We start from the raw sequence: 13,521 nt of genomic DNA on the forward strand, positions 1-13,521 counted from the left end.
TATTTTCGACCGCAGTGAAGCACATCACATTTCCCTTTTTGCCTAAACATTAGATTTGCTTACGAAAGAAAATAATCGTTTCAGCAAAAAGGATAAAATATGAAAATTAAATTCGCTTTTACGCTCCTTGCGGTACTGATTTCTGGCCATGCAGCGGCCAAAACCTGGGTGCTGACAAGCGCTGAAAGCAGCGTAGAGAAAGGAAACTGGAAGATTTCCAGTGATGAGCTGAAAGTTAAAGACCAAACGTTCAGCATTGAGCAAAAAGTCTTGCACGGTGGTAAACAGGAAGGCAGCAAAGTCATCATAATCAGCAGTAAAGACGGCCTGACGATTACCCTGAGCCCGACCCGCGGGATGAACCTTCTGCATGTAGAAGGCTTTGGTACCCGACTGGGGTGGAATTCGCCCGTTAAAGAGGTCGTTAATCCGGCATATATCAATCTTGAGAGCCGCAACGGTCTCGGCTGGCTGGATGGTTTCAACGAGATGATGGTGCGCTGTGGCTATGAGTGGACAGGACACCCGGTTACCGCTGACGGGCAAATTTATACCCTGCACGGCAGGGCCGGTAATACCCCCGTTTCGCAGGTCGAGGTTGAAATCGCGGATGCCGCCCCGCATGAGATCCACGTTCGCGGTTTGATCAAAGAGAGCACGTTTAAAAAATCGGATCTGCAAACCATGACCGAACTGCGTTACGTTCCCGGAACCAACCAGTTCAGCCTGCACGATGTTCTGACCAACCATGCGGATTACCCTCATGATTACCAAATCATCTATCACAGCAACTTCGGCACGCCGATCCTCGAAGAAGGCGCCCGCTTCCTTGCGCCGGCGGCGAGCGTGAGCCCGTTCAATGACTACGCCAAGGCGGGCGTTAACGACTGGCAAACCTATGCCGGGCCGACAAAAGGCTTTGATGAGATGGTCTTTAACATTAAACCGCTCTCGGACAATAACCACGAAACGCTTGCGGCGGTGGTCAATAAAGCCGGAGATAAAGGCGCGTCAATCCAGTTTGATACCCGCCAGCTGCCCGTGCTGACCTTATGGAAGAACACCGATACGCTGAAGCAGGGCTACGTCACGGGCATTGAGCCGGGCACCAGCTACGCCTACCCCGTTACGATTGAACGCGAGCAGAAGCGGGTTAAGCAGCTGCAGCCCGGTGCCAGCGCGCAGTTTGACCTGACCTATACCCTGCTGCACAGCCCGCAGCAGGTGAAAGAGGTCGAAAACAGGATTGCGTCGATTCAGGGAGAGACAAAAACAGAAATTATTAACACGCCGATGGCGAAGGAATAAACGCAAAGTAAAAAGCCTCTTTACAGAGGCTTTTTGTTATTCGTCGCCTTTCTTATGATTCAAACCGTACTCGCGCAGCTTGTTCGCGATCGCGGTATGCGAGACGCCAAGGCGTTTTGCCAGCTTGCGGGTGCTGGGATAGCTGCGGTACAGCTGCGTCAGCACTGAACGCTCAAAACGGCTGGTGATATCGTCCAGCGAACCTTCCATCGCCTCTTCGCCAACCGATACCGTCCCCGCGTCGTAATCAGGCAACAGAATATCCTGCGGACGCAGTTCATAGCCTTCCAGCTGGGTCAGCGCACGATAAACGGCGTTTTTAAGCTGGCGAATGTTGCCCGGCCAGCCGTAGCGCATAAGCACCGTGCCGAGATCGGCAGACAGCTTCGGACGCGGCACTCCCTGCTCGTCGGCAAAGCGGGCGACGAACAGCTCCGTGAGCGGCATGATGTCCTGCGGGCAATCGCGCAGCGGGGGAATATTCAGCGTCAGGACGTTGAGGCGGTAATAGAGATCTTCGCGGAAGATCCCCTTTTGCACCAGTTCCACCAGGTTTTTCTGGGTGGCGCAAATGACGCGCACGTCCACATGCACTTCGTGATCCTCACCGACGCGGCGGAAGGTTCCGTCGTTCAGGAAACGCAGCAGCTTAGCCTGCATGCGCGGCGACATTTCGCCGATTTCGTCAAGCAGCACGGAGCCGCCGTTAGCCTGCTCGAAGAACCCTTTCTTGCCTTCCGGCGCGTGGCCAAACAGCTCGCTTTCAACGGCGTCTTCCGGAATAGAGGCGCAGTTAAGTGCCAGATAAGGCTTAGCCGCACGCGGGCTCGCCAGATGCACGGCGTGAGCCAGCAGGTCTTTCCCGGTGCCGGTATCCCCGGTAATCAGCAGCGGCGCGGTCAGACTTGCGAGCTTGCGCGCCTGGTCAACCACATGACGCATTTTCGGGCTGACGGCAATAATCTGGCTGAACGCGCCGACATCCTGACTGGAGAGGTTTTGCAGCTGGCGACCCATGCGTAACGTCGAGCGCAGCATGATCACCGCCCCGGTCAACACGCGGGTATTCCCTTCCCCTTTCAGATAGACCGGCGTGATCTCCATCAGGAAATTCTGCCCGTTAATCACCACATGCTCGCTAAGCGTGTTCTGCGGATTGCTTTCCAGCCAGCGCTGGAAGTTAAAGCCGGGGATCAGCTGCGCGGCGTTATGATTGCTGAGCTTCTCCTGGCTCTGCGCGAAAAGCTGGCAGCTCGCGTGGTTAACGCGCTCAACTTTGCTTTTCAAATCCAGGGAGAGGAACGGCTCAGGCATCGCTTCCAGCAGCGCGCTCAGCGCCAGGTGCTCACGCTCAGAGGGCATCCAGGGAATGGTGCGTACATCCGTAACGCCAGCGATACGGCGGATTTCCGCCATCAGGCTGCTGAAGGTATTAAATTCAATTTCGGCAAAATTGAGGTAAATTCGCCCGACAGGATCGATCTCAATGCCACGTAAATCAATGCTACGTAAAACAAGAAGATCGAGTAACTCGCGGGTCAGACCGAGACGGTCTTCACAGAAGACTTCAAGACGCATGGGAAATTCACCGTTTTAAGCCAATAACAGTAAAATGATATGCCAGAACACGGTGATCGGGAAGATGGCTGTCAACAAATATTGACAGCCAGCACGATAAGTGAACAAAACCTCACGGAGCCGGTTTTTTATTGAGCGTCTCTTTGAGTTGGCCGATCAGCTCGCGCCTGAAATCCCCCAGCCGGGGCTTATCGCCATCAATCCACGGCAGCGGACGGCAGACCTCCATCGCTTTAATCCCCAAACGCGCGGTCAATAATCCCGCGCCGATACCCTGCGCGGCACGAGCGGAAAGACGCGCCGCCAGATCCTGCGACATCCAGTCCATTCCGACTTCGCGCACCAGTTCACTCGCCCCGGCAAACGCGATATTGAGCAGGACCAGCTTGAACAGCCGGAGTCGACTGTAGTAACCCAGCTCTATGCCGTAAAGGTTCGCGATACGGTTGATCAGGAGCAGGTTACGCCAGGCGATAAAGGCCATATCGACCAGCGCCAGCGGGCTGACGGCAATCATCAGGGTGGATTCCGCCGCAGAACGGCTGATCTCGCGTCGCGCCTGGGCATCCAGCACCGGCTGAACCATATGGGAGTAGAGCGTCACCACTTCCCGGTCATTCTGGGTTTCATGGATGGCGGCATACCAGCGCTGAAGCGCCGGATGCGACTGATCGATTCCGGCCTGGCTGGCCAGCTTTTCACAGAACGCGCGGCCTTTGCCGGTGCCGTGGCTGTGGAGCAGATCCCGCGCCTCATCACGCTCGTGCGCGCGCTGGCGCAAACGCCAGAGCCGCCGCCACTCGGTGGCAACCGACCCGATACCCGCTCCCACAATCAGCGCGCCCGCGGCACATCCGCCCAGCGCGACCCAGTCCTGAGTTTGCCAGGCATTCATCGTCCACTGCGCGCCCTGCCCAACCACGCTTACGCCAAACAGCGCCAGACCGGCGGTGACCATCCTGCGCCACAGGCTGCGTTTTGGACGCAGGGCGGCTTCCACAACGGCCTCAGCAGGACCTTCCTCGACGCCGGGCTCCTCGGTCAGGGCCGGGGCAAAGTTATCAGCCTGCGTGCCGCTGAACGTCTGCGCGGTTTTAAACGCCTCCTGAGGATCATGCTCAAGCGTTCCGGTAAAGTCTATGCGCGGTTTTAACGGTTCCGTCATCGCAATTTATCTCCAATCAAAAACTCCAGCGCCGCATCCAGACGGATGTGTGGTAATGGCCGATCGACGCTCATTGCCTGCGGGCGGAAGGCTTCAAACTGGAAGCCCTGGTTCTGCCAGAAGGCCTGACCCGGCAGCCGCGCAGGCACTTCGCCCGGATAGACGGTAAGCGGTTCACCGTCGCTGAGCCGGTTCCCGCGTAATGCCGGTATTTTCTCGCCGTTAAGATCAATCAGCCCGCTTTGCGTTGCCTGCACGGACGCAAGCCCAAGGCAATCCATGCCGATCCCTTCGAAGGCGGCGTTTTGCCAGGCGTCCTGCACCAGCTGCTGCAGCAGCGATACCATATTGGCATGCTGATCGACCGTGACGTGATCGGCCTTGGTGGCCGCAAAGAGCAGTTTATCGATCACCGGTGAGAACAGACGGCGAAACAGCGTCCGCTGCCCGTAGTGAAAACTTTGCATCAGCTGCGTCAGCGCCAGGCGCATATCGTTGAAGGCCTGCGGCCCGCTGTTGAGCGGCTGCAGACAATCCACCAGCACAATCTGACGGTCAAATCGCAAGAAATGGTTTTTATAGAATCCCTTGACCACTTTTTCACAGTAGTAATTGTAACGCTCGCGCAGCATCCCGGCGTTAGTGTGCCTGTCGGCCTGCGCCAGCTTCGACTCGCCCACCCCGTCCACGTCCGGCCAGGGGAAGAACTGAAGCGCAGGCGCGCCCGCTAAATCACCCGGCAGGACAAAGCGACCCGGCTGAATGAAGTGCAACCCTTCCTGTTTGCACTGGTGCAGATACGCCGTCCAGGATTCGGCAATGGCCGCCAGACGGTTTTCATCGGCCGGCGCAAGCGGGTCCAGGCCTTCGCACAGCTGTCGCCATTTGGCCGACCACCCGGCGCGCTGCCCCTGTAACAAGCCCGTCATCTGGCGGGACCAGCTGAGGTAATCCTGCGCCAGCATCGGCAGGTCGAGCAACCATTCACCGGGGTAATCGACGATTTCAAGGTACAGCGTAGAAGTATCCTTGAAGTGGCGCATCAGGGATTCATTGGAGCGAAAGCGGAGCGCGAGGCGAATTTCACTCACCCCTCGCGTCGGCGTCGGCCACATGGGCGGATCGCCATAGAGCTGCGCCAGCCCTTCGTCATAGGTAAAACGTGGAATCCCAAAATCACGCTGAGGAACGCGCTTCACGCCCAGCAGGCGTTCTTCCCGCACCGCGCTGAGCAGCGGCAGACGCGCCCCGGCGTGCAGGTTCAGGAGCTGGTTCACCATCGCGGTGATAAACGCCGTCTTACCGCTGCGGCTCAGCCCCGTCACGGCCAGACGCAGATGACGGTCAACGCCGCGGTTCACCAGTGAATTGATTTCGTTTTTAAGTCGCTTCATCGCCGTCCTTCTTTGCCTGGAAGCCTTGAATGCATGGCTTCAGAATACAATAAATGGGGGCAGATCGTTGATTATCAATTCTTATTTATTGCTATTGCCGTTTTCTCTCCAGTAAGATGAACGGTATTGCTGTCAGTCCGGAGTGAGTAAGGTGTATGTCACCCACCATCTATGATATCGCACGGGTTGCGGGCGTATCGAAATCAACCGTTTCCCGCGTTCTGAATAAACAAACGAATATTTCTCCCGAAGCGCGTGAAAAAGTGCTGAAGGCGATTGACGAATTAAATTATCAGCCCAACAAACTGGCCCGCGCCCTGACCTCTTCAGGCTTCGATGCCATTATGGTTATTTCGACCCGTTCAACCAAAACCACTGCCGGTAATCCTTTTTTCTCCGATGTCCTGCATGCCATTACGGCAAAAGCGGAAGAAGAAGGATTTGACGTTATTTTACAAACGTCAAAAAGCAGCGAAGACGATCTGCTGAAATGCGTGAGTAAAATAAAACAGAAGATGATCAAAGGGATCATTATGCTGAGCTCACCGGCAAATGAATCCTTTTTCACCACTCTGGATGCGTATGGCGTACCGGTAGTGGTTATCGGTAAAGTGGAAGGTGAGTATCAAAATATCTATTCCGTCGACACGGATAATTTCCATGACAGCGCCACGCTGACCGAAACCTTTATTAAAAACGGACGCCGTAAAATTGCCTGTCTGCATGCCCCGCTTGATTATCATGTTTCGATCGATCGCCTTGCGGGCTATAAAGCCAGTCTGGAAAAGCACCATATTGCCCTTAACCCGGACTGGATCAGGGATGGCGGTTATACCCATGAGAGTGCGCTTACGGCAGCGCTGGAATTGTTGTCTTCACCCACGCCGCCTGATGCAGTATTCGCTACCGACAGCATGAAGTTACTTAGCCTCTATCGCGCGGCGGATGAGTTGAACCTGATGATCCCGGAGCAGGTGGTGATAGCCGGATACAGTGACCCGATGCTGTCTCTCATTTTAACGCCCGCACCTGGCGGCTTTGATATCCCCACCCGAAAGCTGGGGGAAGAGAGCTGCGATCTTCTTTTCAGGCGTATTGCGGGTCATCCCGCCCCGCAAAAAGTGCTGGTTGATACCCACTTTTTGTTTGCTGCTTCCCTTCGCTAAAGCCAGGGGCGAAGTGCCCCTGGCGTGCAGTCGGTCAGAACGCGTAGTTTACGCCAACCCCCGCATAGTGGAAGCGGTCGCTCTCGCCTTCATCGTGGTTTTCCCACTCATACGCGTATTCCAGCGTCATGGATAAACCATTGTTGAAATCGTAAGCGTAGAGGAGACCGAGTCGGTTGAAATCGTGTCCTTCACGCTCAGGATCGTCCTGCCAGTCCCAGTTCGACCAGCGATCGAGCCCCAGGCGGGTATAAGGCGTTAAGGTGGTCTGGCCTAACGAAATAGGCAGATAGGCACGAATTTCCTGAGTAGAAAACTCGCCGTTATTACGGGAACTGTCCATATTGAAGCCGCGCTCTAAATAATAATTCACTTTAGCAGCAAAGGTTTTGTTAATGGTCCAGGTAAAGCCCGTTTCGGTTTCAACGCGGCTGTCAGCATAGCCGGTTTTTTGCAGATCGTTAGCAAACTGATACATGGCAAACCAGCCGCCAAAACGCCAGTCGTCGGTTAATTTAATATCCCAGTCAGGCTGAACTTTGTAGCGCTGCATATTAGCGCTGCCGTCTTTGGCACCGTGCTCATCTTTAAAGTGATAACCATAATTACGGAAACCGCCGGTCAGACCGAAGGTGAAATTATCGGTTCCGATAAAGCGATAGCGTAATTGAAATTCAGGACGATCGAAATAGGTTCCACGGGTCATACTACTGTAATCAACCGGCCCCTCCTGATACATCGCCAGCGAAATAGTCCACGCATCCCAGGTTGCATTGAACCATACGGAAGGTTCATATAATCCATCTTTATCGTCGCCCTGCCCCTCAACGTTTTCGATTTCATACATTGCGCCAATATTAAATTCCCACTGTTTAGCTGCTTCTGATGCTTGTGCACAGCTAACTCCTGCGCACAGAACGAGCGCAGCACTTCTTAGTAGAGTACTCATTTAATTTTCCCTTTATAAGTAACAAACAAAAAAACCGGAAATTTTCATTTCCGGCGAACACCTTTCTTATCTAATAGCCGCTTCGGTTTCAGCGTCGAAGAAATGGCACTTATTCATATCGAACTGGATATTGATCTTATCCCCTGCGGCATAATCATTCGCCGCGCCAGCGCGAACCACCAGCTCATGACCGCCAACGGTGGCGTAAAGCATAAATTCTGCGCCGGTCAGTTCGGCTACGCTGACTTTCGCCGCGATATTTTTACCACTGCTCTGCAGAGTGAGAATATCTTCCGGGCGGATCCCAAATACCACCGCTTTGCGCTGATACCCTGCGGCATTCAGTGAAGCGAGCTTGTCTTCCGGGATCGCCAGACGCAGCGTTTCCGTGACGAAATAGCGATCGTCGATAGCACCGCGAATAAAGTTCATGGCTGGCGATCCGATAAACCCAGCAACAAACACGTTTGCCGGTTCGTTGTACACCTGCTTCGGAGCGCCAACCTGCTGAATAATGCCGTCTTTTAAGATCACGATTCGGGTCGCCATCGTCATGGCTTCCGTCTGGTCGTGAGTCACGTAAATCATCGTGGTGTTGAGCTTCTGGTGCAGCTTGCTGATTTCAGCCCGCATCTGCACGCGAAGCTTGGCATCAAGGTTGGAGAGCGGTTCATCCATCAGGAACACGCCCGCTTCGCGCACGATCGCCCTGCCCAACGCCACGCGCTGTCGCTGGCCGCCGGACAGCGCGCCCGGTTTACGCTTGAGGTACTCGCGTAATCCGAGGATCTGTGCCGCCCAGTTAACGCGCTCGTCGATAACCACAGGCGCAATTTTTTGCATCTTCAGGCCGAACGCCATGTTGTCGTAGACCGTCATATGCGGATAAAGCGCATAGTTCTGGAACACCATCGCGATATCGCGAGACTTGGCGGGCACGTCATTCATGCACACCCCGTCAATAATCAGTTCACCCGCGCTGATCTCCTCCAGACCGGCAATCATGCGCAGCGTCGTGGATTTCCCGCAGCCCGAAGGCCCGACGAAGACGATGAACTCCTTGTCTTCGATTTCGAGACTGAAATCCTTAACCACGTGGACCTGGTTATCATAGATTTTCTGAATGTGTTTCAGGGACAGTTGAGCCATTGTTAATTCCTTATCAATACGTCCGGGATGCCCAAAACTCGGTCAGGCATTTCCAGGTCAGTTCCCGCGTTGAATGAAGTTGTAAACCCGCATGGTTCAGGCCAGATCCAATCCCAACCGATAGCATTCCCGCCGCGTTGATCGCCTCAACGCCTGCAGGTGCATCTTCGATACCTATAGCCGCGTCAGGACGCACATTCAGGCCTGCACAGGCAGCAAGGAAGATCTCCGGGTCTGGCTTTGAACGGCGAATACGGGAAGCATCGGCACAAAAATCGAAGGCCTGATGAATGCCCAGCGCGTGCAGGATCCCCGGGGCATTCAGGGAAACGGAGGCGAGCCCAATTTTGACCTTCGCCGCACGGATATCCGCCAGGACGTCGCGAATACCCGGAAGCAGTGAATCCTCCGTCAGCGACGCCAGAGACTGGACATAGAGCGCGTTCTTTTTCGTCGCCAGCGCGAGGCACTGCTCATGGCTGAACATCCCCTCTTTCCCGCCATGCTTCAGGATGCGCTGCAGGGAATCCATGCGGCTAATGCCCTTCAGCTGTTCGTTAAATACTTCGTCGAAGGTGATGCCGATTTCATCCGCCACTGCACGCCAGGCCAGAAAATGGAGGTGTGCGGTATCGGTGATCACACCGTCCAGATCGAATACAACCGCCTTAAGCGTCATGGCGCCCCTCCGTGGTAGCGGTCCCATTAACAGGTGCAAGAAAATCCTTATAAGCGCAAACTGTCCGCCCCGATACGTGTAGCGTCTTGCCCCACAGCGTCAACATGGAAGGTGCCGAAGCTTCAATGGTTAACACCTCGTTTTCACAGGTGAAGTGCAGCGTTGCATTTCGCCAGCGCAGCGGGAATGCCAGTCTTCGCCAGTGGGCCGGCAACCTGGGCGAAAGATGCAGCTCCCCATCCACTATCTGCATACCGGCAAAGCCCTGAATGACGCCGGACCAGATAGCGCCGGTCGCAGCGGCGTGAATTCCGTCATCGCAGCTGTGCGGGTCGTCCCCAAGATCGATAGCGACGCCATCGCGCCAGAAGGCGTAGGCACCTTCGACGTCACCACAGCGGGCAGTCACAATGCCGTGAATGGCCTTGCTCAGCGAAGAGTCATGGATCGTGCGGGGCTCATAGAACGCCAGATTGGCGGCACACTGTTGCGGGGTAAACCGCTCCGGCAACAGGTAGGTAAGCATCACCACATCAGCCTGCTTAAGGATCTGCATGTCGTTGACTTCCGCGCGGGAATAATCGAGCAGAATGGTCTGCTTACCCGCTTTGGCTTTGTAGCGGCTGAGATCGATGGCCGGTTTGGCCATGAAGGTATCATCCTGCGGGATCACACCGTCTGGATTGGCCTCCGGCAGCCATAAGCACGTCAGGAACCGTGTCGCTTTGTGCGTAAAACCTTCATCCTCGCGCCCAAATATCGCCATAAACTGGCGAGCGCAGGCAACGTTGTGCCAGGCCAGATAGTTGGTATACGCGTTGTTGTTCACATGCTCGGTGTATTCGTCCGGTCCGATAACATCATGGATTTCGAGACGACCATTAATTTCCGTCGCGCGGCCCATCCAGAACGCGGCGGTTTCCATCAGCAGCGTCAGGCCTTCGTTTCGCATAAAGGTCTCATCCTGCGTCGCCTGCCAGTAAGCGACGACGGCCCAGGCAATGTCCGCCACGATGTGGTGTTCCGCCAGCGCGGAGGCCACCTTCTGGCGCGTGCCGGTTCGGATGTTGATAGCCGCGAACTCCGGCGTCTCTTCCAGCCCGCTGGCGGCGCTTTCCCATGGGAACAACGCGCCGGGCCAGCCGTTGCGACGGGCTTTTTCCCGCGCCCCGGCCAGGTTGAGCCAACGATAGCGCAGCAGGCTACGGGCGATTTGAGGTCGCGTGAAGAGATGGAAAGGCAGCAGGAAAATTTCGGTATCCCAGAAGACGTGGCCTTTATACCCCTCGCCCGTCAGCCCTTTGGCGGCGATACTGCTTCGCTCATCATGGGCTGGCGTCATGGTCGTCAAATGCCAGACGGCGTAATCCAGCGCCATCTGATCCTGATGTTCCGTAGACTCCACCTCCACCCGAGCATCGCACCAGACCTCTTGCCAGGCACACGCCGAACTCTCAAGCAAGGCGTCGTAGCCTCTTGCCGCACAGACCTTAAGATCGGCCAGCGCGTTTCGGGCGAACGAGGCCTGCGACAGTGCTTTATCACTGCGATGTGCCACCCAGACGATTTTTTCAAGCGTGACAGTGTCACCCTTAGCAATCGTCAGCGAATGATGAACGCTGAGACGACGATTTTTGGCGGTGAAACAGCTATCGCTCTTCGCGGAGAGCTGACAATATGCTGAAACAACAATCTCAGACGCGCGGTCCTGCGTTTCATACACGCCCTGCATATATTGCTGGTCGAACACTCTGACCGACATTTCATCCAGATGCTGTCTGCCGCTGTTCGTTTGCGTTGCGTCAATGCCGGTTTGCACCACGGCCTGCGTGGCGGTATCGAGCGGTGTAATCGAAAGCTGCATGGCCACTAAGGGCAACTGGTCCAGCGACACAAAACGACGGCTCTCCAGACGATAGCGTTTCCCGTCAGGCGAGCGCCAGACGACGCTGCGACGAAGCTCGCCATTAGCAAACGCCAGCTCGCGCTGCCACTCGAGGATTTCGCCTGACAGGAGCGTGAAATTGACGCCATCCAGCTCAACATCGATACCGATGATATCCGGCAGATTGATCAGCTCAGTGGTCTCGTTGCGACCAGCACGATGATAGAGGCCCGCAAGATACATGCCTCTGGTTTGCTGGGTGTAATCTTCTTCGTGCGCAGCGCGGATCCCCATGTAGCCATTACCGCAGGCCATGATGGAGGCGTATTTATTCAGGCTGTGTGGACAAAAGCCCGGGTCGGTTAATACAGACACGTTTAGCATAACGTCACGCTTTCCCCTGTTTCTGCTGATTCATACAGCGCGGCGACGAGCTGCTGGATAACCAGCCCCTGCTCCGCATCAGCGATCATGACGGGTTCTCCCTGCACATGCCGTACGAAGGCATCCATACTGCGCATATGACGCCGATCGTCAGCCTCTTCACGCTGCGTGAGGGTGACTAAAGTACCGGCTTCGTCGTTGTAGATGTGCGCCGGGAACAGCATGGCGCCAGCCTTTTCACCGCAGAATGCGACGTTCATGATGGATTGTTCACGGATATTGAGCGCAAACGACGTGTCCAGACGTAGAATGCCGCCGTTGCAAAATTCAATGGTGCCAAACAGGGCATCTTCAACGGTAAACTGCGTGGGATCCCACTCGCCAAACTGGCCGCTGCTTTTACGGTTTCCCAGCCTCTGAAAGCTGTGCGCCGTCACCTTTTTTACCGCCGGGAACCCCAGCACGTACATCGCGGCATCGAGCATATGGATGCCGATATCAATCAGCGGCCCACCGCCCTGAAGCGTTTTGTTGGTAAAGACGCCCCAGCCGGGAACCCCGCAGCGGCGTAACGCCTGCGCCGTGGTGTAATAAATTTCTCCCAGCGCCCCCTTCATCACAGCTTCACGCAGCAGTTGCGTATCGAGAGCAAAACGATGGTGAAAATCATACGCCAGCACTTTTCCCGCCTTGCGCGCGGCCATGCGCATCCGATCGGCCTCCTGCGGCGTCATTGCAGGCGGTTTTTCACACATCACGTGGCAGCCTGCTTCCAGCGCTGCCATGACGTGCCCGAAATGGAACCGGTTAGGCGAACAGACGCTCACCACATCCGGCTTAACCGCCTCGAGCATCTCTCGCGCATCCTGCCATATCGAGTGAATACCATGACGTTCCGCAAACGCCCGAGCCTGTTCAGGATGGCTGTCCATGACAGCCACCATCTGAACATCCCTGCGCGTGGCGTAATACGAGGCATGCACTTTATCCGCGACCTGCCCGGCGCCAATGATGGCGACGCGCAGAGGCGAAGGTATAGAAGCACTCATCACGCTCGTCATCCTTAGCATTTACGCAAGTAAGTGAGCGAATCCCGGTATGCCTGAGCCGGATCCTCGGCGCGAACACGGCACTCATACACCACGTAACCCCGGTAGTTATCCGCACGCAGCCGATCGAAAAGGCTGGCAAAATCGAGGCTGCCGCTGCCCGGCTGGTAGCGGTGGTTATCTGCAATGTGCACATGGCCCAGCAGATTGCGGTGCTGATGCAGCGCATCCGTCAGCGAGTCTTCTTCGATGTTCATATGATAGAAATCGCCGATGATCTGCACGTGCTTCAGGCCGTTCTCTTCGATATAGCGACGCGCGTCAGCCAGGGTGTTGATCATGTGATCCTGATAGCGGTTCAGCGGCTCCAGATAGACGGTCGTTCCGGTGCGCGCCGCCACCTCATCCAGACAGCGCAGGGAGGCGCTTACGGCTTTGCGGTCACCGTCCAGGCTGCGTGGGGAGGTCATTGGCGGCAGACGGAAGGTAAACATCCCCCAGGCAGCAGGCACGATAATGCCCTTGCCGCCCACTTCCGCCAGCGCTTCCAGGATACGTTCAATCTGCTTTAACCCGTTCAGACGACGTTCTTCGATGAAGTCGCCAATCCAGCCATCGTATCCGCCGCAGGCCGTCGTCACCGGCAGACCGGTGGCCTTAATCGCCGCTTTTACCTCGGCGAGGTTTTCCACCAGCAGCTTGCCGTCAATTTCGTAGCCATCAAAACCCATCGCTTTGATGTACTGGAATTTCTCCATGATACTGACCGGGAAAAAGGCCTGATTTTGTGTTGCGATTTTCATGTTTTGCTTTCC

At 55.7% G+C, this 13,521-nt stretch carries 11 protein-coding genes; 2 read left to right on the top strand and 9 right to left on the bottom strand.

The annotated features are described in order from the left end of the window. Nucleotides 1-99: 99 nt before the first annotated feature. A complete protein-coding gene (locus ACWKXN_RS09725) occupies nucleotides 100-1,308 on the top strand; it encodes an aldose 1-epimerase family protein (protein ID WP_454543720.1) in 1,209 nt (402 codons plus the stop codon). A 36-nt stretch (nucleotides 1,309-1,344) separates the two neighbouring features. Here the strand turns inward: ACWKXN_RS09725 and tyrR are convergent, their stop codons facing one another. The 3 genes from tyrR to ACWKXN_RS09740 form a co-directional block, all read right to left on the bottom strand. After that, nucleotides 1,345-2,886, bottom strand: a complete 1,542-nt coding sequence (gene tyrR, locus ACWKXN_RS09730) for a transcriptional regulator TyrR (RefSeq protein WP_454543721.1) — start codon at nucleotides 2,884-2,886, stop codon at nucleotides 1,345-1,347. A gap of 112 nt (nucleotides 2,887-2,998) precedes the next feature. After that, a complete protein-coding gene (locus ACWKXN_RS09735; protein WP_454543722.1) occupies nucleotides 2,999-4,051 on the bottom strand; it encodes a TIGR01620 family protein in 1,053 nt (350 codons plus the stop codon). Next, nucleotides 4,048-5,445 carry a YcjX family GTP-binding protein gene (locus ACWKXN_RS09740; RefSeq protein ID WP_048976573.1) on the bottom strand — a complete coding sequence of 466 codons (1,398 nt, stop codon included), beginning with the start codon at nucleotides 5,443-5,445 and terminating at the stop codon, nucleotides 4,048-4,050. Before ACWKXN_RS09740 ends, ACWKXN_RS09735 begins: the two co-directional genes overlap by 4 nt. A 155-nt stretch (nucleotides 5,446-5,600) precedes the next feature. Here ACWKXN_RS09740 and ACWKXN_RS09745 point away from each other — a divergent pair, with 155 nt between their 5' ends. Next, nucleotides 5,601-6,611: a LacI family DNA-binding transcriptional regulator gene (locus ACWKXN_RS09745; RefSeq protein WP_167818637.1), complete on the top strand. Its 1,011-nt coding sequence runs from the start codon at nucleotides 5,601-5,603 to the stop codon at nucleotides 6,609-6,611. A 34-nt stretch (nucleotides 6,612-6,645) separates the two neighbouring features. On the opposite strand, the gene ACWKXN_RS09750 is transcribed toward ACWKXN_RS09745, so the two are convergent. The 6 genes from ACWKXN_RS09750 to ACWKXN_RS09775 form a co-directional block, all read right to left on the bottom strand. Next, entirely contained in the window at nucleotides 6,646-7,560 is a 915-nt protein-coding gene (locus tag ACWKXN_RS09750; protein WP_241174781.1) for an OmpG family monomeric porin, read from the bottom strand. A gap of 66 nt (nucleotides 7,561-7,626) precedes the next feature. Beyond that, nucleotides 7,627-8,709: an ABC transporter ATP-binding protein gene (locus tag ACWKXN_RS09755; RefSeq protein ID WP_454543723.1), complete on the bottom strand. Its 1,083-nt coding sequence runs from the start codon at nucleotides 8,707-8,709 to the stop codon at nucleotides 7,627-7,629. 13 nt (nucleotides 8,710-8,722) lie between these two features. Further along, nucleotides 8,723-9,388, bottom strand: a complete 666-nt coding sequence (gene pgmB / locus ACWKXN_RS09760) for a beta-phosphoglucomutase (protein ID WP_143346906.1) — start codon at nucleotides 9,386-9,388, stop codon at nucleotides 8,723-8,725. After that, on the bottom strand, nucleotides 9,378-11,657 hold the full coding sequence (locus ACWKXN_RS09765) for a glycoside hydrolase family 65 protein (protein WP_454543724.1): 2,280 nt from the start codon (nucleotides 11,655-11,657) through the stop codon (nucleotides 9,378-9,380). Before ACWKXN_RS09765 ends, pgmB begins: the two co-directional genes overlap by 11 nt. Continuing rightward, entirely contained in the window at nucleotides 11,651-12,706 is a 1,056-nt protein-coding gene (locus tag ACWKXN_RS09770; RefSeq protein WP_214538468.1) for a Gfo/Idh/MocA family protein, read from the bottom strand. Before ACWKXN_RS09770 ends, ACWKXN_RS09765 begins: the two co-directional genes overlap by 7 nt. A gap of 14 nt (nucleotides 12,707-12,720) precedes the next feature. Next, complete coding sequence (locus tag ACWKXN_RS09775; protein WP_454543725.1) at nucleotides 12,721-13,509, bottom strand: sugar phosphate isomerase/epimerase family protein; 789 nt, start codon at nucleotides 13,507-13,509, stop codon at nucleotides 12,721-12,723. Between the last annotated feature and the right edge of the window lie 12 nt (nucleotides 13,510-13,521).

Source organism: Enterobacter sp. UPMP2060, from assembly GCF_053709655.1.

What these genes read in the sequence shown, in the direction of transcription:
- ACWKXN_RS09725 (WP_454543720.1), top strand. Translation starts at nt 100, where the DNA reads ATGAAAATTAAATTCGCTTTTACGCTCCTTGCGGTACTGATTTCTGGC.
- tyrR (WP_454543721.1), bottom strand. Translation starts at nt 2,886, where the DNA reads ATGCGTCTTGAAGTCTTCTGTGAAGACCGTCTCGGTCTGACCCGCGAG.
- ACWKXN_RS09735 (WP_454543722.1), bottom strand. Translation starts at nt 4,051, where the DNA reads ATGACGGAACCGTTAAAACCGCGCATAGACTTTACCGGAACGCTTGAG.
- ACWKXN_RS09740 (WP_048976573.1), bottom strand. Translation starts at nt 5,445, where the DNA reads ATGAAGCGACTTAAAAACGAAATCAATTCACTGGTGAACCGCGGCGTT.
- ACWKXN_RS09745 (WP_167818637.1), top strand. Translation starts at nt 5,601, where the DNA reads ATGTCACCCACCATCTATGATATCGCACGGGTTGCGGGCGTATCGAAA.
- ACWKXN_RS09750 (WP_241174781.1), bottom strand. Translation starts at nt 7,560, where the DNA reads ATGAGTACTCTACTAAGAAGTGCTGCGCTCGTTCTGTGCGCAGGAGTT.
- ACWKXN_RS09755 (WP_454543723.1), bottom strand. Translation starts at nt 8,709, where the DNA reads ATGGCTCAACTGTCCCTGAAACACATTCAGAAAATCTATGATAACCAG.
- pgmB (WP_143346906.1), bottom strand. Translation starts at nt 9,388, where the DNA reads ATGACGCTTAAGGCGGTTGTATTCGATCTGGACGGTGTGATCACCGAT.
- ACWKXN_RS09765 (WP_454543724.1), bottom strand. Translation starts at nt 11,657, where the DNA reads ATGCTAAACGTGTCTGTATTAACCGACCCGGGCTTTTGTCCACACAGC.
- ACWKXN_RS09770 (WP_214538468.1), bottom strand. Translation starts at nt 12,706, where the DNA reads ATGAGTGCTTCTATACCTTCGCCTCTGCGCGTCGCCATCATTGGCGCC.
- ACWKXN_RS09775 (WP_454543725.1), bottom strand. Translation starts at nt 13,509, where the DNA reads ATGAAAATCGCAACACAAAATCAGGCCTTTTTCCCGGTCAGTATCATG.